At 71.9% G+C, this 19,520-nt stretch carries 15 protein-coding genes; 7 read left to right on the forward strand and 8 right to left on the reverse strand.

Annotation, left to right across the window (positions count from 1 at the left end):
- Positions 1–11: 11 nt before the first annotated feature.
- The 3 genes from ACZ7CD_RS33590 to ACZ7CD_RS33600 form a co-directional block, all read right to left on the reverse strand.
- Complete coding sequence (locus ACZ7CD_RS33590; protein WP_470380500.1) at positions 12–1,550, reverse strand: GMC oxidoreductase; 1,539 nt, start codon at positions 1,548–1,550, stop codon at positions 12–14.
- A 209-nt stretch (positions 1,551–1,759) separates the two neighbouring features.
- A complete protein-coding gene (locus ACZ7CD_RS33595; protein ID WP_360388589.1) occupies positions 1,760–2,137 on the reverse strand; it encodes a sunset domain-containing protein in 378 nt (125 codons plus the stop codon).
- Positions 2,138–2,145: 8 nt separating this feature from the next.
- The gene (locus ACZ7CD_RS33600) at positions 2,146–3,111 is read right to left on the reverse strand and encodes a hypothetical protein (RefSeq protein ID WP_360388591.1); all 966 of its coding nucleotides are present in this window, start codon (positions 3,109–3,111) and stop codon (positions 2,146–2,148) included.
- A 211-nt stretch (positions 3,112–3,322) separates the two neighbouring features.
- Between ACZ7CD_RS33600 and ACZ7CD_RS33605 the strand changes: the two genes are divergently transcribed.
- On the forward strand, positions 3,323–3,550 hold the full coding sequence (locus ACZ7CD_RS33605; RefSeq protein ID WP_458432040.1) for a hypothetical protein: 228 nt from the start codon (positions 3,323–3,325) through the stop codon (positions 3,548–3,550).
- A gap of 19 nt (positions 3,551–3,569) precedes the next feature.
- Here the strand turns inward: ACZ7CD_RS33605 and ACZ7CD_RS33610 are convergent, their stop codons facing one another.
- Complete coding sequence (locus tag ACZ7CD_RS33610; protein ID WP_470380501.1) at positions 3,570–4,691, reverse strand: FAD-dependent oxidoreductase; 1,122 nt, start codon at positions 4,689–4,691, stop codon at positions 3,570–3,572.
- A 183-nt stretch (positions 4,692–4,874) separates the two neighbouring features.
- Positions 4,875–7,769, reverse strand: coding sequence for an ATP-binding protein (locus tag ACZ7CD_RS33615; protein WP_470380502.1), 2,895 nt, complete (start codon positions 7,767–7,769; stop codon positions 4,875–4,877).
- 136 nt (positions 7,770–7,905) lie between these two features.
- Here ACZ7CD_RS33615 and ACZ7CD_RS33620 point away from each other — a divergent pair, with 136 nt between their 5' ends.
- Both ACZ7CD_RS33620 and ACZ7CD_RS33625 read left to right on the forward strand, forming a co-directional pair.
- The gene (locus ACZ7CD_RS33620) at positions 7,906–9,477 is read left to right on the forward strand and encodes a S8 family peptidase (protein WP_470372012.1); all 1,572 of its coding nucleotides are present in this window, start codon (positions 7,906–7,908) and stop codon (positions 9,475–9,477) included.
- 21 nt (positions 9,478–9,498) lie between these two features.
- Positions 9,499–11,046, forward strand: coding sequence for a S8 family peptidase (locus ACZ7CD_RS33625; protein WP_470380503.1), 1,548 nt, complete (start codon positions 9,499–9,501; stop codon positions 11,044–11,046).
- Positions 11,047–11,257: 211 nt separating this feature from the next.
- Here ACZ7CD_RS33625 and ACZ7CD_RS33630 read toward each other — a convergent pair whose 3' ends face one another.
- Entirely contained in the window at positions 11,258–13,075 is a 1,818-nt protein-coding gene (locus ACZ7CD_RS33630; RefSeq protein WP_470372014.1) for a trypsin-like serine protease, read from the reverse strand.
- 211 nt (positions 13,076–13,286) lie between these two features.
- On the opposite strand from ACZ7CD_RS33630, the gene ACZ7CD_RS33635 reads away from it, so the two are divergent.
- The 4 genes from ACZ7CD_RS33635 to ACZ7CD_RS33650 all read left to right on the forward strand — a co-directional run bounded on the left by ACZ7CD_RS33635 (position 13,287) and on the right by ACZ7CD_RS33650 (position 17,566).
- A complete protein-coding gene (locus ACZ7CD_RS33635) occupies positions 13,287–13,658 on the forward strand; it encodes a hypothetical protein (protein ID WP_360388607.1) in 372 nt (123 codons plus the stop codon).
- A 153-nt stretch (positions 13,659–13,811) separates the two neighbouring features.
- A complete protein-coding gene (locus tag ACZ7CD_RS33640; RefSeq protein ID WP_470372021.1) occupies positions 13,812–16,004 on the forward strand; it encodes a catalase in 2,193 nt (730 codons plus the stop codon).
- Entirely contained in the window at positions 16,001–16,399 is a 399-nt protein-coding gene (locus ACZ7CD_RS33645; RefSeq protein ID WP_360388613.1) for an ankyrin repeat domain-containing protein, read from the forward strand. The genes ACZ7CD_RS33640 and ACZ7CD_RS33645 overlap by 4 nt, the downstream gene beginning before the upstream one ends.
- Positions 16,400–16,675: 276 nt before the next feature.
- Positions 16,676–17,566 (forward strand): hypothetical protein, encoded by an 891-nt coding sequence (locus tag ACZ7CD_RS33650; RefSeq protein WP_470380504.1) that lies wholly within the window; start codon positions 16,676–16,678, stop codon positions 17,564–17,566.
- A 153-nt stretch (positions 17,567–17,719) separates the two neighbouring features.
- Here ACZ7CD_RS33650 and ACZ7CD_RS33655 read toward each other — a convergent pair whose 3' ends face one another.
- Complete coding sequence (locus tag ACZ7CD_RS33655; RefSeq protein WP_470376202.1) at positions 17,720–19,075, reverse strand: maltokinase N-terminal cap-like domain-containing protein; 1,356 nt, start codon at positions 19,073–19,075, stop codon at positions 17,720–17,722.
- Positions 19,072–19,520: alpha-glucosidase C-terminal domain-containing protein (locus tag ACZ7CD_RS33660; RefSeq protein WP_470376203.1), on the reverse strand; the 449-nt coding region annotated here is incomplete at its 5' end. The genes ACZ7CD_RS33655 and ACZ7CD_RS33660, both read right to left, overlap by 4 nt.

A 19,520-nucleotide genomic window follows, 5' to 3' on the forward strand; every position in this document is an offset into this window, starting at 1 on the left:
CACAGACCCGGTCACAGGTCCGTGGCGATGATCTTCTCGATGTTGCGTTCCGCGAGCGCGGTGATGGTGACGAACGGGTTCACCACGGTCGTGCCGGGGATGAGCGACCCGTCGATGACGTACAGCCCCGGATAGCCGTGCAGGCGGCCGTAGGCGTCGGTGGCCCTGCCCAGGACCGCGCCGCCGAGCGGGTGGTAGGTCAGGTGGTCGCCCCAGATCTTGTACACGCCGAACAGGTCGGTTCGGTAGATCGTCCCCTCCTTCGCGTTGATCTTGTCGAAGATCGTCTTGGCGGCGGTGATGGACTTCTCCTTCCACACCGTCTGCCAGTTGAGGTCGACCTTGTTCGTGGCGGCGTTCCAGGAGAACGCGGCGCGGTGCGGGGTCTTGGTGATCGACAGGTAGAACGAGGCGTAGGTCTCGATCCCGGTCGGTAGCGGCGCCACCTCCGCGAACGCTCCCCCGGCCGCCCAGTTGTCGATGCCCAGCGTCGGGATGGACGACTGCAGCGCGCCCGTGGCGTCCCACATGTGGTTGGCCCGGCCGCACATGACGTTGCCGTTGTCACCCCAGCCCTTGCCGACCTCGCCGTTCAGGTTCGGCAGCGCACCGGTGGCCCTCAGCTTCACCAGCAGCTTGCTGGTGCCGACGCTGCCCGCCGCGAAGAACACCTTCGCCGCGGTCACCGACTTGGTCGCGATGACGTCACCGGTGGTGTTGAGCTGCTCGACGGTGACCGCGTAGCCGCCGGTCGTGGGCCGGACCGAGGCGACCCGGTGCAGCGGCGAGATGGTGACCCGCCCGGTCGCCCTGATCTTGGGCAGGTAGGACTTCTGCAGGGACTTCTTGCCGTGGTTGTTGCCGTAGAGGATCTCGCCGGCCAGCGCCGACTTCGGGACGGTGCCCGCCGCCTCCTGTTCCATGTAGCCCCAGTCGTACACGGTGGGCACGAACACGTACGGGAAGTTGCTGCGCTGGGCGTGCTTGCGGCCGACCCGCGCGTACTGGTAGCACGCGGTGCTGTCGAACCAGGCCGGGTTGACGAGCCCGGCGCCGAGCTCGGCGTTGGCCCGCGGGTAGTAGGTGCCGTACATCTCGTCGGCGTTCACGCCGGGCAGCACGTCGCCGAAGGTCTCGCGCCGGGGCGTGACGGCCATGCCGCCGTTGACGAGGGAGCCGCCGCCGACACCGCGGCCCTGGTAGACGGTGATGCCGCCGAACTCCTCGGCGTCGAGGATGCCGGTGTACCTCGGGATCGCCTTGTCGATCGGGAAGCCGAGGAAGTTGCTCAAAGGCTGTTTCGTCCTGGTGCGCAGCCAGAACGAGCGCTGGTCCGGCGTGGTCGTGTTGGCGAAGACCTTGCCGTCGGAACCGGGCGTGTCCCAGGCCATGCCCATCTCGACCATGTGGACGTCGACACCGGCCTGGGCCAGGCGCAGCGCCGCGACGCACCCGCCGTACCCGGTGCCGATGACGAGCGCCGGAACCACCGCCGCGTCGGCGATCGTGCTCGCCCTGGCCGCCGGTGCGAGACCGGCACCCAGGGCCATGCCACCTAAAATAGAACCTGTTCCAGTCAAGAACGAACGTCGAGAGGGACCCTTGAAACCGTTATCACACGTCATTGTGTGGTTCATGTGATCATCCTCACTCTTGCCGCATGAGAACAAGTTATACCTGCGCTTGTGCGGCAAGTCACTACCTGCTAGTCAGATCGACGGGGCCTTCCTCGACGTCGGAGGGGTCTGGAGAAGTGCGATCAGGCCTTCACGCGGGCCTTCGTCGTCCACATCCGGTACCCGGCCTTCAGCGCCTCGGTCTCGGTCCCGAACATCACGTCGCCCTTCATCCGCCGGTAGTACGGCGAGTCCGGCGTGTGGTAGACCATCGTTCGCGAGTTCCCCTTGACGGGCAACGCTTCCTCGTCATCGGCGGGCACCGTCACCACGGGTTCGTCCGCGACCTGGAGCAGCGGCTGCTGGCGCACGATCGGGTTCTCGGTGCGGGGTGCAGGCAGGGCGAGGCGGGGCTTCGGGGACTCGGCGTGGCGCTTGCGCACGGCCAGCCAGGTGAGCAGGCAGCCGGCGGCGAAGGACGCCAGGCACAGCAGGAACATCTGCGAGAACAACCAGAGCACGGGAACTCCTAGCGGACTACGACGTCGACCTGGCGGGTGGCCGGGTCGTACTCGCCGTCGGGGGCGGGGCGGGTCTCAACGGCGATCAGGGCTGGGGAGACGCCCTGGCCCACGAGCTCGTCGCGGACCATCTGGCCGCGGGTGGTGGCCGTTACCGGGTCGGTGCCGTGGGCGACCAGCGTGACGGAGGCGCGGGGTGCGACCAGGAGCATGCGGCCGACGCGGTGCACGAGCACCGGGCCGTGGCCCTCCCAGGCGGTGGTGCCCTGCACGAACCGGATCGCGCCGTTGCCGTTGACCATGCGGCTGATCGAGTCGTGCAGGGCCGCGACGTCCAGGTCGCCGGCGGTGGTGGACGGGCCGACCTCGACGCGGTCGGTGACCCGCAGGCCGTTCGCGGCCTGGCGGATGGCCTCGCGGACCGCGGTGGCACGTTCCTCGTCCGGCACGCGGGCAGCCACGGCGACATGTCCACCGTGGACGGTCGTGGTCACCTCGGACACCCTGGCGGACAACGCGGCCGACACCAGCCGGCCGACCACCGCGGGCGGGATCGGCAGGGTGCCTCCCAGGCGCAGTGCCGCGGTGACCCGGTGACCGGGGGTCTGGACGGCGTCGACCAGCGCGCGGCGTTCCGCGTCGTCGGCGACCGCGCCGGACACCAGGACCTCCGCGCCGCGCACGGCCACGAGCAGTTGCTCGGGGCCGGCCGCGCGGATCTCGGTGGTGGCGACACCGTCCACGTCGGACACCACGGCGCGCACGGCGTCGGCCGCGCGCGGGGCCACCTCGCTGACCACCACCGACCGCCCGTCCACCGCCACGACGCCGTGGTAGCCGGCCTTGGTCAGCGCCGAGCGGACATCGGCGTCGAGCGACCGTTCGACGCCACTGCCGTAGACGAACACACCGGTGGCGGCGAGCAGGGCGGGCACCAGCAGCCCGCCGACCCAAACCGCGTGAGGCAAACGCACGCCGGAGGGCTTACCGGACCGCGCGGCCGAAAAGCCAGCCGCTGCCGTCGTTCGAGCGGAACTTCACCCGGTCAGGTGGCCGAAACGGGGTGGTGGACTCCGCGCACGTCGCCGGTCGTGAAGACGTGCTCAGCCGGTGGCGCGGGCGTTGCACACCGCGGTGCGGTTCGTCCACTTCGGACGTTGAGCGGCTCCTGCTACCGTCGGCGGCGTGTGCCGGTACGCGTTCGCGGGCCACGACTTCACGGCGCCGCGGCGCACGGACGACTCCGGGTGGAGGGCCGTGGCCGCGGCGCTGGCGGCCGGGCTGCGCTACGAGGGCTTCGAGACCTGCGGGTGCGACCGGCGTTCCGGCCGCGCACGGCAGGTCCGGGGACGGCGGCTCGGCGTGGCGGACGCGGAGGCGCTCGCGGCCCGTGCCCCGGCGGACCTGGTCTGACGGACCGGCTCCTCGTGGGTCAGGACGCCTGGTGCTCGGCGAACAGGTCCACCAGGTTCTGCGGCGCGTTCTCCCCGAACAGGCTTTGCAGCAGCTGCTCCTCGTCGACGCCCGCCTCCACGCGCCCGAACATCTTCCGCTCGTACTCCGCCAGCGCCGCCTCGACGTCGTGCGGGTGCGCGGCCAGTGCCTGCGCGAGGTCGGCGCCGTCGAGCATCGCGAGGTTGGCGCCCTCGCCGTCCGGTGCGGCGACGTGGGCGGCGTCGCCGACGAGCGTCACGCCCGGCACGCGCTCCCAGCGGTGGCCGGAGGGCAGGCCGTAGTGGGGCCGCCACAGCGGCGGGGTGTCGGTGTCGGTGATCAGCGCGACCAGTTCGGGGGCCCAGCCGTCGAACTCCCGCGCGAGCGCGGCGGTGGCCGCGGCGGGGTCGGTGAAGTCGAAGCGGTCGAACCACTCCTGCGCTTCGGTGAACATCACGTAGACGTGCAGCGTGCCCCCGCGTTCCCGGTGGGCGTGGATGCCCTTGTTCGGCGCGGCGGCCATCATCATGCCGCCGCCGACCAGTGCGGCGGCCCCCGGGTGGCGGGTGTCGGCGTCGAGCAGGAAGGTCTCGACGGACGACGTGCCCGCGTACTCGGGGGTCGCAGGCGTCAGCAGCGGGCGGATGCGCGACCAGGCGCCGTCCGCGCCGACGAGCAGGTCGGTGGCGATGACGGTGCCGTTGTCGAACGTGACCTCATGGCGGCCGTCGTCGAGGGTGCGCGCGCTGCTGACCTTGTGCCCCCATCGGACAGTGCCTTCGGGCAGCGAGTCGATGAGCAACGTGCGCAGCTCGCCGCGTTGCACCTCCGGGCGGCCACCGGTGCCGTCGTTGGCCTTGTCGATCAGGACGGTGCCGTTGCGGTCGACGACGCGCATGGCCTCGCGGCCCTCCAGGACGATGGCGCGGAACTCGTCCATCAGCCCGGCGGCGGTGATGGCGAGCTGGCCGTTGTAGTCGTGGATGTCGAGCATGCCGCCCTGGGCGCGGGCGGTCGGTGACGGCTCGGCCTCGTAGACCGCGGCCTCGATGCCGTGCACGTGCAGCACGCGGGCGAGGGTGAGGCCGCCGAGACCGGCGCCGATGATCGTGACGTGCATGGGGTGGACTCCTGATCAGCTCTGGGGGTGTACGCCCAGAAGGCTGGTGGGAGGCGCTGGCACCGGGCGCACGTGCGGCTGGCAGGGCCTGACAGCCGCTGACGGGCCCTGTCAGCGGACGACCGCGACAGCATGGCCAGGGCGTGCGCCAGGCTGCTCGGCTGAACACCACCGCGCAGCCGGTCAGCCCAGGTCCTCCGCCTGCAGCTCCGCCCGCGACGACACCCCGAGCTTGCGCAGCACCCTGGCCGCGTGCTGTTCCACGGTCCGCGGCGACAGGAACAGCACGTCGGCGATCTTGCGGTTGGTGTGGCCGGCGGCGAGCAGGCGGGCGACCTCCTGTTCGCGCGGGGACAGCTCGTTGCCGTAGCCGCGGCGGCCGCGGCGGGAGGGTTTGCCGCCACCGATGCTGCGCAGCAGGTGGCGGCACCGGGCGGCGTCGCGGGTCGCGCCCAGCGCGTCGAAGGTGTCCACCAGGGCGGAGAGGACCTCGGTCGCCTTCTCGTGGCCGGTCGGGAGCAGGCAGACGGCCTCGCGTTCGGTCACCAGGGCCGTGAAGTACGGCGCGGGCAGCGCCGCGTAGCGGTCGGCGGCTTCCCGGTAGAGCGTCATGGCGACGTCGAGCTGACCGCGGGCCTCGGCGAGGCGGGCGCGGCACTGGGCCAGTGCGGCCACCGCCATTGGTGCGTCGCGGCCCTCGATGCCGCGGGCGATGTCGGCGATCAGGGTCTCGGCGTCGGTTTCGCGGCCGGCGGCGAGGAACGTGGCCACGGCGACCGGGCCCAGTTCGGTGGCCCACACCCAGACGCCCTTGGCGCGCACGACGGCGAGGCCGCGGTCCACGTCCACGCAGGCGCGGGTGACCTCGTCCTGCGACAGCACCGTCCACGCCAGTGCGGCGCAGCCGGCGATGGCGACCGGGGCGATCGACTCCTCCGGGGCGAACGCGCCGGTCTCGGTGAGGTGGCTGGTGGCCTCCGCCCACTCGCCGCGCGCGGTGGCCAGCGAGCCGAGCACCAGGTTCAGCTCGCTGGCCACCGGGAACAGGTCGCGGTACTCGTCGAGCAGGGTCTGGGCGCGGTCGGCGAGGCCGTCCCAGCGGCCGGTCAGCCAGTCGAGGCGGACGCGGGTGGCCTGGGCGGTGCTCACCACGAACGGGGCGCCGCACTCGGCGGCGAGGCGCAGGCCGTCGCGCAGCAGGTCACCGCACAGGTCGAGGTGGCCGGTGGTGGCCAGCGCGTCGGCGAGGTTGCAGTGGGCGCGGGCGAGCTGGCGCAGTTCGCCGGGGGTCGTGGCGGGGGTGAAGTCCAGCTCGCGCAGCACGGACGGGTCGCCGGTGTGCATCTTCGAGCCGAGCTGGTTGGCGTAGAGCGACAGCCGCAGCTCGGCGTCGCCGGTCGACGCGCGGTGCTCCTCGACGAGGTCCAGCCACGGCATGCACTCGCCGACCGGGGTGGTGCCGAGGTAGGGCAGGCCCAGCACGGCGGCGCCGCGGGCGGCCAGGTCGGGGCGTTCGCCCAGGTCGGCGACGGCGCGTTCGATCTCGACGCGGGCTTCCTCCAGGCCGCCGGCCTGGCGGATCAGCAGCAGGCCGCGGAACAGGCGCACCTCGCCGCGCGCCGAGACGGACAGCCGCCGGTCGGACAGCAGGCGTTCCAGCGCCTCGGTCGGGGCGTGCTGGTCGAGGCCGCGGTGGGCGACCTCGCCGAGCTTGATCGCGAGCCGGTCCACGTCGGCCGCGGGCACGGCCGGGTCGAACAGCAGCCGTTGCAGCAGGGCGGTGGCGGTCCCGGCCTCACCGCGCTCGGCGGCCCGGTCGGCGGCGGCCTCGCCGAAGCGCAGCCACTCAGCGGTGTGACCAGCGCGTTCGCTGTGCTCGGCCAGCTGCACCAACGGCAGCGGCTCGACCTGGGACAACGCCTCGACGGCCCGGCTGTGCAGCTGCTGGCGGTCCGGTCCGCTCAACGTGTCGTACACGGCCTGGCGCGCCAGCGCGTGGCGGAAGCCGTAGGTGCGTGCGTCGGCCTCGTGCAGAACGTGGCCCGTCAGCGCGTGGGTCAACGCCGTGCGCACCCGGTTCTCCCCGATGGCGGCCACCGCACCGAGCAGCTCGGCCGTCGCGGGTACCCCGAGCACGGCCGCTGCCTGCACCAGCCGGGTCGCGGTCACCGGCAACGCGGCCAGCCGCTCGGCCATCGCGTCGCGCAGCAGCACCGGCACGTCCACGTGGTCGAGCAGCCGCCGCGCCGTGGCACCGTCGGCGTGCACGGCACCGGCCGGGTTCCGCAGCGCGCGCAGGGTCTCCTCGACGACGAACGGGATGCCCGCCGTGCGTTCGTGCAGCTTGGCCGCGAACTCCGCGGACACCGGCTCGCCGTCGAGGATGGCCGAGGTCAGCGCCCGCACCTCGGCCACGTCGAGCGGCTCGAGCTCCAGCACCGCGCTGGTGGTCCCACCGGGCGGCCGGTACGCCGACCCCAGCGGCACCCCGCCGGGCACGTCCTCGCGCCGGTAGGTGACCACGATCGAGAGGTTCGCGGGCGGGTCGCCCATCAGGAACCGCAGCAGCTGCCGCGACCCGTCGTCGGCCCAGTGCAGGTCCTCCACGACCAGCAGCACCGGCCCGAGGACGCTCACCAGCTCCCGCACCGCGCGGAACACCCGGTGCCGCTCGGCCCGCGGGTCCCCGGTCGGCGGCGGTGGCGGCGGCAGGTGTTCGGCGATCTCCGGCAGCAACGCGCCCAGCACACCGGTCACGGGGCTGAGCCGCGGACCGCGCGCGAGCCGTTCGGCGCAGTCGCGCAACGCCTCCAGCACCGCCCCGTACGGGAACGGCTCCCCCACCGGCTGGCAGTGCCCGATCAGCACGGCGATCGGCCCGAGGTCGGAGTCGAGCAGCTCGCGGACCAGGCGGGACTTCCCCACACCGGCCTCGCCCTCGACCATGACCACGGCGGGGTGCCTCGGCACGGCGGCGCGCAGCGTGCCGAGTTGGTCCCCCCGCCCCACGAGCACCGGGGAGCTGGTCCGCACCAGTGCGGCGGGGCCGGGCCGGCGCTGGCTCGGTGTCCGACTCATCCGGACTGATCTTAGGCGAAAGACGGGTATCCCTACGTAGCGATATCCGGATTGTTCGCGGTGCGCACGCGACCGATGGTGATCCGCACGTGGCCGCCCACTCCCTGCCGAGGCGGCCCAGAACGGAGAACCTCAGATGCGACTCGATCGCACATCCCGCCGGCTGGTCACGGCCGGACTCGGTGTGGCCGCCCTGTGCGCCGCGGCTGCGGCGGCGACCCCCGCCTTCGCCCAGCAGGCCGAGGTCAAGGCGGTGGCGCAGCCCGTCGCGGGCAGCTACATCGTGGTGTTCAAGGACGGGGCGAGCGACGCGCCGACCACGAACGCCAAGGCACTCGACCTGGCCCGCAAGCACGGCGGCAAGGTCAGCAACACCTACGTCGCCTCCGTGCGCGGTTTCGCGGTGAAGCTCGACGAGGCGGCGGCCCGGCGGCTCGCGGCCGACCCGCAGGTCGCCTACGTGCAGCAGGACGGCTGGGCGCGCATGTCAGAGACCCAGACCAACCCGACCTGGGGCCTCGACCGGATCGACCAGGCGAACCTGCCGCTCGACCAGCGCTACACCTACCCGAACACCGCCTCCAACGTCACCGCGTACATCCTCGACACCGGCATCTACAAGGCTCACCCGGAGTTCGAGGGACGTGCCAAGGACGGCTACGACTTCATCGACAACGACCCGGACGCCTCGGACTGCCAGGGCCACGGCACGCACGTCGCCGGCACGGTCGGGTCGAAGACCTACGGCGTGGCCAAGAAGGTCAACCTCGTCGGTGTGCGCGTGCTCGACTGCTCGGGCAACGGGCAGTACTCGCAGATCATCAAGGGCATCGACTGGGTCGCCCAGAACGCGAAGAAGCCGGCCGTGGCGAACATGAGCCTCGGCGGCGGCGCCGACTCCACTGTGGACAGCGCGGTGAAGCGGGCGATCGCGGCGGGCGTCACGTTCGGCGTGGCGGCGGGCAACAACAACGGCGACGCCTGCCAGACCTCCCCCGCCCGCACGCCGGAGGCCATCACGGTGGCCGCCAGCGACTCGGCCGACAAGCGCTCGATCTACACCGGCGGCCAGGCCTCCAACTGGGGTTCGTGCGTCGACATCTTCGGGCCCGGCTCGAACATCACCTCCACGAAGAACGGCGGCGGCACCACGTCGATGGGCGGCACCTCGATGGCCACCCCGCACGTGGTCGGCGCGGCCGCGCTGTACCTCTCGGCGAACCCTTCTGCCACCCCTGCCCAGGTCCGCGACGCGCTGGTGAACAACTCGACGCCGGACAAGATCTCGGACACCAAGGGCTCGCCGAACAAGCTGCTCAACATCTCCTTCATCGGTGGCGGCGGCCCCGACCCCGAGCCGTGCGCGGCGGCCACCAACGGCGACGACGTGTCCATCCCGGACACCAACACCGCCGTCTCCTCCTCGGTGACCGTCTCGAACTGCACCGGCAAGGCGTCCACCACCACCAAGGTGAAGGTGGACATCAACCACCCCTACACCGCTGACCTGGCCATCGACCTGGTCGGCCCGTCCGGCGCGAAGTACGGCCTCAAGAAGGCGGGCGGCGCGTCGTCCACGACCGGTGTGCACGAGACCTATACCGTCGACGCGTCCGCGGAGGACCGCAACGGCACGTGGAAGCTGCAGGTCACGGACGTGTGGAGCTACGACAGCGGCACCATCGACTCCTGGACCCTGACGTTCTGACGACGCCCGGAAGGACCTGTCATGCAACGCACCGCTCTCGGGCTCGCCGTGCTGGCGTCGCTCTCGGTCATCACCGCCCCGGCGGCGCACGCCGCTGAGGCCGACTTCGTCCGGGCCGAGCACCCCGCCCCCGGCGACAGCTTCATCGTCTCCCTCAAACCGGCCGGCGGCATCTCGCTGGCCGGTGTCCAGGCCGCCTCCTCCACGCTGGTCCAGCGCTACGGCGGCACCCTCGACACCGTGTTCTCCCGCGCCATGCAGGGGTTCCAGGTCACCGGCCTGAGCTCGCAGCAGGCCCGCAGGCTCGCGGCCGACCCCGCGGTCAAGGCCGTCTACCAGGACGGCACGGCGCGGGCCAGCGAGGTGCAGAGCAACCCGACCTGGGGCCTGGACCGGATCGACCAGGCGAACCTCCCGCTGGACAAGAGGTTCAGCTACCCGGACGGGGGCGCGTCGAACGTCACCGTCTACGTCACCGACACCGGCATCAAGACCGGCATCGCCGACTTCGAGGGCCGTGCCACCGTCGGCGCGGACTTCATCGAGGACGGCCAGAACGGCCAGGACTGCTCCGGCCACGGCACGCACGTGGCGGGCACGGTCGGGTCGAAGACCTACGGCGTGGCCAAGAAGGCGAAGCTGGTGTCGGTGCGGATGCTGGGCACCAGCTGCACCGGCAACGGCCCGGACTCCGCGGGTGTCAAGGCGATCGAGTGGATCACCGCGAACGCCCGCAAGCCCGCGGTGGTCAACGCCTCCTGGACGTTCGACACCGCCGACATCGGCAACGACGCCATCGCCGGCATGGTGAGCTCGGGCGTGCAGATGGCCGTCGCGTCGGGCAACAGCTCGACCGACGCCTGCTCCACCGGCCCCGCGAAGATCGCGGCGCTGATCACCGTGAACGCGACCTCGTCGAACGACGCCCGTGCCTCGTTCTCCAACTACGGCACCTGCACCGACATCTTCGCGCCGGGTGACAACATCACCTCGCTCGGGCTGAACGGCGGTGCCACGAACATGTCCGGCACGTCCATGGCCACCCCGCACGTCGCGGGGGTCGCGGCCCTGTACCTGTCGGCCAACCCGTCCGCGAGCCCCCAGGCCCTGCGCGACGCGCTGGTGAACGGCGCCACGAGCGGCAAGGTCACCAACCCCGGTTCCGGTTCGCCGAACAAGCTGCTCCACAGCGGGTTCATCGGCGGCGGCCCGGCACCGGAGTGCGGCCCCGGCACGAACGGCGAGGACGTGTCCATCCCGGACAACGGCACCGCGGTCTCGTCCTCGGTCACGATCTCGGGCTGCACCGGCAACTCCACGGCCTCGGCAACCGTCAAGGTCGACATCAACCACACCTACACCGGTGACCTGGCCATCGACCTGGTCGGCCCGTCCGGCCGGTCCTACGTGCTCAAGAAGGCCGGCGGCGCGTCGTCTTCGGCGGGGGTCCACGAGACCTACACCGTCGACCTCTCCTCGGAGACGCGCAACGGCACGTGGAAGCTCCAGGTGAAGGACGTCTACACCTACGACGTCGGCACCATCGACTCCTGGACTCTCACGGTCTGAACACCCGGGGCCAGAAGTCTTGTCCGCCCCTCCCCTCCTTGCTTGCCCAAGGCGTCTGCAAGTACCAGTTGGTGGTACTTGCAGACGCCGGCAGAGCCAGGGGCGGGAACTCGGGGGCGAAGGCACGACAGCTGGCAACCTGCTCAGCAGCGAGAACACGTGTGGGGTGTGACCGCGGGAAGCGGTCACACCCCACACGTCGTTGTTGCTGCTAGCGGGTGACGGTCAGCGTGAACGTCGTCGTGCCGGTCTTGCCGTCCGCCGAGGTGGCCTTGACGGTGATCGGGTAGGTGCCGGGCGGGGTGGAGAAGTTCGTGAAGATCCAGACGTTGCTGCTGCCGTTCTGGCCGATGGTGGCCGGGTTGAACGACAGCTGCGCGCCCGCGGGCACCCCGGACGCGGTCAGCGTGAGGTTCCCGGTGCCGCCGGCGGCCTTCACCAGGGTCTGCGCGAGCAGGCCCTGCTTGACGGTCGCTGACGACGGCGTCGCGGTGACGGTGACCTCACCGGTCGGCGGTTCGGTGCCCTCGACGGTGAGCGAGACCGTGGTGGTGGCGGTCTTGCCGCCCGCGTCGGTGCCGGTGACCGTGATCGACGAGGTGCCGGCGGCCGCGGTGGTGGAGACGTCGAGCGTCAGCTTGGCCGCGCTGCCCGCGGCGATCGACGACGGCTGGAAGGCCGCCTTCACGCCGGTGGGCACGCCGGAGGCTGAGAGGGTGATGGTCTGGCCGTCGCCGGTGCTGCCGACGGTGGTCGAGACGTACTTGCCCTTGGCCGCCTTCACGCTGCTCGGGGTCGCCGCCAGGGTGAAGTCGCCCGGCTGCGGGTCGCCGCCGCCGGTGACGGTCAGCGAGTACCTGCCGGACGCGGTCTTGCCGCTCGACGTGGTGCCGGTGACGGTGATCTCGTAGGTGCCGTTCGGAGCGGTGGTGCTCGCGTCGAACGTGACCTTGCCCGAGCCACCGGTGGTGACCGACGTCGGCTGGAAGACCGCCTTCACGCCGCTGGGCAGGCCGGAGGCGGACAGCGTCGCGTTCTCCGCACCACCCGAGCCCGCGGTCGTGTTGACCGCGGCGGACAGCGCCTTGCCGGCGGCGACCGAACCGCTGCCCGGCGCGACGGTCAGCCCGAAGTCACCGACCGGGGGCTGCTCGCCGACCTCGGTCTTCACCCAGTCGCCCATGTCGTTGTCGAGGCGGCCGTAGATCGAGTACCACTTGAAGTCCGACCGGCTCCACGACGCGACGCCGTAGACCTTGCCGTCGACGACCAGCGGGCCACCGCTGTCACCGGGCAGGATCGTGGTGCGGCCGTCGGAGTAGCCGGCGCAGATCATGGTCGCCGACTTGAAGCCCGCGCCGACGCCCTGGCAGACCCGGTCGCCGTCGACGACCGGCAGGCTCGCCTTGTCCAGCGTGACGTCCTGCGAGGTGTCGTTGAAGTCCTTCTTGCCGTAGCCGAAGCCCTGGCCCGTCTTGCCCGGTGCCGCGCCGCCGGCATCCGCCGAGGTGGCGAACTTCGGGTAGGCCGCCCCGCCCTTGAGCGCGATGTCGCGGTCGACGGTCACGACCGCCACGTCGTAGCCCTGGTCGAAGTTGACGTACCGCGGGTGCTTCTTGTAGCTGACGACGTTCACGGCGAACCCGGAACCGGCGCCGCCCCGGTAGTCCTTGAGGTCGTCGAGGCCGTAGACGAACTTCTTCTCCCCCTCCGCGTCCGCGCAGTGCGCCGCGATGAGGATCTTGCGCGGGGCGACGACCGTGCCGGTGCAGGTCTGGCCCTCCGGCCGGGAGCCACCGGCGCGGATGCCCGCGACGATGCCGGGGAACTCGCTCACCGTGGCGTTCTGGCCGCCGGCGAACATGGGCGAGACGTCACCGAGGTTCGCAGGGACGGTGTCGCCGAGGTAGGTGGCCGCCGGGGCGGTCCGCTGGGCGTTCTCCGGTGCCGCGTGCGCGGTGCTGACCGGGGCCAGCGCCGCCGCGGCGACCAGGGCCAGCAGACCCCAGGACCGTGGTGTTCTGTTCACTTCAGTTCCTCTCGGATCAGGAACGCTCGCCTTCAGGCAGGGACGGCGGCAGTTCACTGCCGATCACTGTCAGGCGGTGTCCGGTGAGGAACAATCAGGGTCCGCATCCGTAGGGGTACGGCACTTTATCGGCCGGTCGCCCGGATCGCGGGACTGAGAACCGCAGCACGTTCACACCCCTCGCGGCCGGTCGGTGGGTAGAACTCAGGGCATGACGCCCAAGATCACCGTCTGCCGGGGGTGCTGCTGCGGTACCGCGCGCAAGCACCCCGACGTCGACCACGACCACCAGCTCGCGGTCCTGCGTTCCCGCCTGTCCGGTGTCCGGGTCGCCGACTGCCTGGACGCGTGCGAGGTGTCCAACGTCGTGGTCGTGCTGCCCGGCGCGCGGGAACGGGCCGCGGGCGCCCGGCCGGTGTGGGTCGGGTCGGTGCTGGAGGACGAGGTGGTGGACGGCGTCGTCGAGTGGGTCGAGGCCGGTGGACCGGGGCTGGCCGCCGCGCCACCTGCGGTCGCGGAGCGGATCGTGCCCGCGCCCGCCGCGAAGGAGAAGAAGGCGAAGGAGAAGAAACGGCGGCGCTGACCAATACTCGGACGGGTTGTCACGCATAGATGGCGTTTAGGCGGGTACTGCCTGGCTGACGTTCAAGCTCCGAGGAGGAAGCAAGTGGCGACCCAGAAGCCGGGCAAGCGCGTGAAGGCGGCGTTGGAGAAGGCGGTCGACAAGGTCACCGAGATGGTGAACCCGCCGATCCCCGGCGTGCCGAACAGCGAGCCGCCTTCGCTCGAGGAGCCGACCGAGCCGCGGGGCCCGTTGCCGCCCAAGCAGGACCAGACCGGTCCGGAGACGGTGTCACCGACGGGAGCGCCCACCGGTGCCCCGAAGCTCGCCAACGGTCAGCAGGGCGAGTTCCTCACCACATCGGCCGGCGCGCGGCTGTACGACACCGACCACTCGCTCAAGGCCGGTGACCGCGGCCCGACGTTGCTGCAGGACCACCACCTGCGCGAAAAGATCATGCACTTCGACCACGAGCGCATCCCGGAGCGCGTGGTGCACGCACGCGGCTACGGCGCGCACGGCGTGTTCGTCGGCTATGGCACGGCCGCCAACGTCTGCAAGGCCGCGTTCCTGGGCGACGGCGTCGAGACGCAGGTGTTCGTGCGGTTCTCGACCGTGCTGGGCTCGCGCGGTTCGGCCGACACGGTCCGCGACACCCGCGGGTTCGCGACGAAGTTCTACACCCAGGAGGGCAACTTCGACCTGGTCGGCAACAACATCCCGGTCTTCTTCATCCAGGACGGCATCAAGTTCCCGGACATCATCCACGCCGGCAAGCCCCACCCGGACCGGGAGATCCCGCAGGCGCAGAGCGCGCACGACACGTTCTGGGACTTCGTGTCCACCCACACCGAAGCCACCCACCACGTCCTGTGGAACATGTCCGACCGCGGCATCCCCCGCTCGTACCGGACGATGGAGGGCTTCGGCGTCCACACGTTCCGGCTCGTCAACGCCGAGGGTGAGACCGCGCTCGCGAAGTTCCACTGGAAGCCGAAGCTGGGCGTGCACTCCCTGGTGTGGGAGGAGGCGCAGATGGCCAACGGCTTCGACCCGGACTTCCACCGCCGCGACCTCGCCGACGCGATCGAGTCCGGCGCGTACCCGCAGTGGGAGCTCGGCCTGCAGATCTTCCCGGACACCCCGCGGCAGACGTTCGAGGGCATCGACCTGCTGGACTCGACGAAGATCGTGCCGGAGGAGCTCGCGCCGGTGCAGCCGGTCGGCCTCCTGACGCTCAACCGCAACACCATGAACTTCTTCGCCGAGACCGAGCAGGTCGCGTTCCACCTCGGCAACCTGGTGCCCGGCATCGACGTCACCGACGACCCGCTGTTCCAGTCGCGGCTGTTCTCCTACCTGGACACCCAGCTGACCCGGCTGGCAGGGCCGAACTTCAACCAGATCCCCATCAACCGCCCGCACGTGCCGGTCAACGACATGTTCCGCGACGGCTACCACCAGCACGCGGTGCACGCCGGGGTGGCGCCGTACCGGCCGAACACGCTTGACGGCGGCAACCCGTTCACCGCGGGCGTGGAGGACCGGGCGTTCGTCGAGGTGGCGCAGCCGCTGCCGAAGTCGGCGAAGGTGCGGCAGTCGCCCGTGTCGTTCGCCGACCACTTCACGCAGCCGCGGCTGTTCTGGCTGAGCCTGTCGCCGGTGGAGAAGGAGCACGTGGTGCGCGCGTTCACCTTCGAGCTCGGCAAGTGCTACGAGCAGGCGATCAAGGAACGCCAGCTGCGGGTGCTCGCCAACGTCGACCCGACGCTGTGCGCGGAGGTCGCCCGCGGCCTCGGCCTGCCCGCGCCCGAACCCACCGTGCGGCCGAGGAAGGTCACGCCGAGCCCGGCGCTCTCCCAGGTCGGGAAGACCTGGCCGACCGACGGCCGCCTCATCGGCATCGTGGTCGACCCGGCCGACCTCGACGGCGTGCGGACCGTCCGCGAGACGATCCTGGCCGGCGGGATGGTGCCGTTGCTGATCGCGCCGACCGGTGGTCCCATCGGCGACTCCGGCCTGGTCGCGCAGCGCACGTTCCTCACGGCCCGGTCGATCGAGTTCGACGCCCTGCTGCTCGCCGCGGCTCCCCCGCCCGGCCCGGACGCGGTGCCGGCCAGGGACGCGAAGGCGGGCGCGCCGGGCACGACCGTCGACCCGCGCGTGCTGCTGATGGTCGAGGAGTGCTTCCGCCACGCCAAGGCCATCGGCGCGTGGGGCACCGGCCGCGCTGCCCTGGAGGCCGCCGGGATCACCGGTGCCGCGGGCGTGGTGGCCGGTGAGGACGCGACGAAGGTGTTCACGGAGCTGATGACGCTGCTCGGCGCCCACCGCGTGTGGGAACGGTTCCCGGCGACGATCGCATGACCGGGGCGCTGACGGAGGAGGAGCTCGCGTTCCTGCAGTCGATGTTCGACCTGGCCCGCACCGGCGACACCGAGCGGCTGGCCGAGGCACTCGACGCGGGCGTGCCGGTGAACCTCACCAACGGCGCCGGTGACTCGCTGCTGGTCCTGGCCTCGTACCACAACCACCCCGACACCGTCGCCGCGCTGCTGGAGCGCGGCGCCGACACCGGGCGGGTCAACGACCGCGGGCAGACCGCGCTCGGGGCGGCGGTGTTCCGCCGTTCCGAGCGCTCCGTGCGGCTGTTGCTGGAGGCCGGGGCGGACCCGGCACTCGGGCCGAGGTCCGCGCTCGACGTGGCGCGGTTCTTCGACCTGCCGGAGATGCTGGAACTGCTGGGGTCCCGGACGGCCTGAGCCGGGTCGGCCGGGAGGTCGGCGGCGGTCGTCCCCCGGGGAGATGACCGCCGACCTGCCGTCATCGGGGTTGCGGGTGCTCCAGCTCGCGCGGTCTTCAGGTCGTGTCCGGTCAGCCGGACACGACCTGAAGACCGCGACCTCGCCGCCCCTGTACGGCGCCTCAGCGGCAGGGCGCGGGCCCACGTCCGGGTACCGGAATCCGGGAAGGCGTTTGACGAACCCCGGGAGGGGTAAGTGATCACGGGATCGCGATCACCCCCGTCGGAGGCACTGATGTTGTTGCCCACCGCCCGAGGACCGTTGAGCGCCGGCGTCATCGCCGCACTGCTCGACGTCCGCACGGCACCCCCCGCCCTCACGGCGGTCGACGAGCCGGCGCGGCTGGTGGCCGACCCGGACTTCCAGCTGGCCCTGTGGATCGCCCTGCACGAAGGCGAGTTCGACGGCGTCGGCGCCGAGCGCGCGGCCGAGCCGGAGGTCGTGCGGTGGCGTGCGCTGCTGAGCGAGCGGTGGCTGGCCGCCCTGCGGGAGATGACCGCGCCGATGGTCAGGGACGCGGGCGGTGACACCGCCTCCCCCGCCCGCATCGGCGACCACCTCATCAGCCTGATGCGCAGCAGCCACACCGCGCTGTACACGTTCATCGAGACCAAGGCCACCACCACGCAGCTGCGCGAGCTCGTCACCGCGAAGTCGCTGCACGAGCCGCATCCCGCGATCGACCGCGTGCCCGCCGTCGCCATCGCCGCCCACAACACGATGAGCGCACTGGCCCTCACCACCGCCACGGCCATCGGCCACCGGACCGCGGCGGCGGGCATCGCGCTGCTGTTCGACCGCCGCCTCACCGCGGGCCTGCACCGCGTCGGCGGCCGCCCGGTCCCGTCCGTCGCGGAGGCGCCGGACGAGCGCTGGGCCAGGATGCTGAACGAGAGCCGCGAACACCTGTCCGCCCACCCCGGCCGGACCCAGGACCTCCTGCACGCCGCTGCCGCCGCGATCGCCCTGGAGGCGTCCCTGTGCCGGCACCTGCTGCGCAGCTGGACCCAGGCCACCCCGGTGCTCGAACCGGTGCGGACGACGGCGGTGTCGTTGATCGGCACGGACGCGACCGTGGGCACCCAGCGGCGGGGCGACACGCAGAACCTGCTCAAGTCCGGCTGAGCCGCGGGCGGCGGTGCCGAACGCGGAGAGCCGACGACGACCTGGCTCGCGGTCCCACCACGAGCTTGCCGACAACGACCGCACCGACGATGCGATCACGCCGGCCGTGGACGGCGGCCGGACCGCTGAGGCCCGCCGCCGTCCGAAACCCGGCTACACCAGCCAGGCGGGCTCGCCGGTCACCGCCTCCGCGATCGCCGACAGCGGGATGACCGTCCACTCGGGACGGTAGCGCTGCTCGTGGCACACCTCCAGCACCGCCCGGTCCAGCTCGACCGCGGCCAGCAGCGCGCCACCGGGACGGCGGTCCGGCGCCACCTCGGCGTAGCCGTCGCAGAACGCGCCGCGGTTGCGGTCCAGCCACCGAGCGGCCCGCGGCAGCAGGGTGGCCACGTCGTCCGCGCCCACCAGCAGCTGTGCCGCCGCGTAGTGCAGGGACCGCAGGGCGGTGGCCACGTCGTGTTCCGCGGGGCGTGGCCGGGCCCGTTCCGCCGCACCGCCGTGGGGTTCGCCCTCGAAGTCGACGAGCACCCACGTGCGCGGTGAGCGCAGCACCTGGCCCAGGTGCAGGTCGCCGTGCACCCGCTGCAGGCGGACCGGCTCCGCGGCGGCCAGGACGGCGTCGAACCGGGCGCGCAGGCCCGCCTCGAACGGTGCCAGCGCGGGGACCTCGGCCAGTGCCGCGTCCAGGCGGTGGTGCAGGGCCGCCACGAACTCGGCCTCCTCGTCCGGTCCCGCGGTCTGCTCGCCGAGCGTCTCGCGCAGGTCGGCGTGCACCCGCGCGACGGCCCTGCCGAGCCGGCGCGCCTCCGCGGCGAAGTCGCCGCCCGCGGCCTGCGGGTCCGTGCCGGGGCTCGCGAGGAAGTCCCGCACGCTCGCGGTCGCCATCGGCCAGCCCAGGGCGCCGAGCGGGACGAACTCGTGCAGCACCGCGAACGTGGTGCGCTCCCCGTCCAGCTCGGACTCCAGCGCGCCCTGGGGTGGTGCGATGTGCGGGTCGTCGATGGAGTGCAGGGCGGTGTGCAGCACGAGCTCCGGGTTGTCGCCCGCGACCAGCTCGCGGAAGAACTTCAGCACGTGACGCTGGCCGTAGACGATGGAGCAGTTGCGCTGCGGGCCCGGGAACGGCCGCCCGACCGGCGCGTCGGTGTAGCGCGGCGGCAGGTCGCCGCGGAACCGCAGGCCCGCCACCTGCGCGGACTCCTCGAAGTGCCGCAGCAGCACGGCGGTGAGCTCGGGGTCGTACACCGCCTCGTACACCTGGCGGTCGCCCGCGGCGCCGATCCTGGCGTGCACCAGCCGTTCCGGCAGCTCGTCGCGCACGCCCAGGAGGAGCTGGTAGCGGCGTCCGCCCGCCGCCAGCACGACGTGGGCCAGCGTCGGGTCACCGTCGCGCAGCACGGTCACGCGTTCGCACTCCACCGGCCCGCGGCCGCGGAACCAGGGCTGGGTCACCAGCCAGCGGTCCAGCTGCTCCGGCACGACCTCGACGGCCTCGCTCGTCGTCACTTCTTGTCGCCACCTTCCACGTCGGAGGTCAGCTGGAACCAGTAGAAGCCGTGACCGGTCAGGGTGAGCTGGTACGGCAGCTCCCCGATCGCCGGGAACCGCACGCCGCCGGTGAGCTCCACCGGCACGCTGCCCGCGTGCTCGGCCAGGTCGAGCTCGACGGGCTGGGGGAAGCGGGAGAGGTTGTTGACGCAGAGCACCACGTCGGCGCCGAGCGTGCGGCGGTAGGCGAGCACGGTGGGGTTCGACGCGCCGAGCTCGGTGAAGTCGCCGTGGCCGAACGCCCGGTGCTGCTTGCGCACCGCGATCAGGTGCCGGGTCCAGTTCAGCAGCGAGGACTGGCTGCGGGCCTGCGCCTCGACGTTGAGGCCCTGGTAGCCGTAGACCGGGTCCATGATCACCGGCAGGTAGATCCGGCCCGGGTCGCAGGAGGAGAACCCCGCGT

The organism is Lentzea sp. NPDC036949, assembly GCF_055608075.1.

What these genes read in the sequence shown, in the direction of transcription:
- ACZ7CD_RS33590 (WP_470380500.1), bottom strand. Translation starts at nt 1,550, where the DNA reads ATGGCCCTGGGTGCCGGTCTCGCACCGGCGGCCAGGGCGAGCACGATC.
- ACZ7CD_RS33610 (WP_470380501.1), bottom strand. Translation starts at nt 4,691, where the DNA reads ATGCACGTCACGATCATCGGCGCCGGTCTCGGCGGCCTCACCCTCGCC.
- ACZ7CD_RS33615 (WP_470380502.1), bottom strand. Translation starts at nt 7,769, where the DNA reads ATGAGTCGGACACCGAGCCAGCGCCGGCCCGGCCCCGCCGCACTGGTG.
- ACZ7CD_RS33620 (WP_470372012.1), top strand. Translation starts at nt 7,906, where the DNA reads ATGCGACTCGATCGCACATCCCGCCGGCTGGTCACGGCCGGACTCGGT.
- ACZ7CD_RS33625 (WP_470380503.1), top strand. Translation starts at nt 9,499, where the DNA reads ATGCAACGCACCGCTCTCGGGCTCGCCGTGCTGGCGTCGCTCTCGGTC.
- ACZ7CD_RS33635 (WP_360388607.1), top strand. Translation starts at nt 13,287, where the DNA reads ATGACGCCCAAGATCACCGTCTGCCGGGGGTGCTGCTGCGGTACCGCG.
- ACZ7CD_RS33640 (WP_470372021.1), top strand. Translation starts at nt 13,812, where the DNA reads ATGGTGAACCCGCCGATCCCCGGCGTGCCGAACAGCGAGCCGCCTTCG.
- ACZ7CD_RS33645 (WP_360388613.1), top strand. Translation starts at nt 16,001, where the DNA reads ATGACCGGGGCGCTGACGGAGGAGGAGCTCGCGTTCCTGCAGTCGATG.
- ACZ7CD_RS33650 (WP_470380504.1), top strand. Translation starts at nt 16,676, where the DNA reads ATGTTGTTGCCCACCGCCCGAGGACCGTTGAGCGCCGGCGTCATCGCC.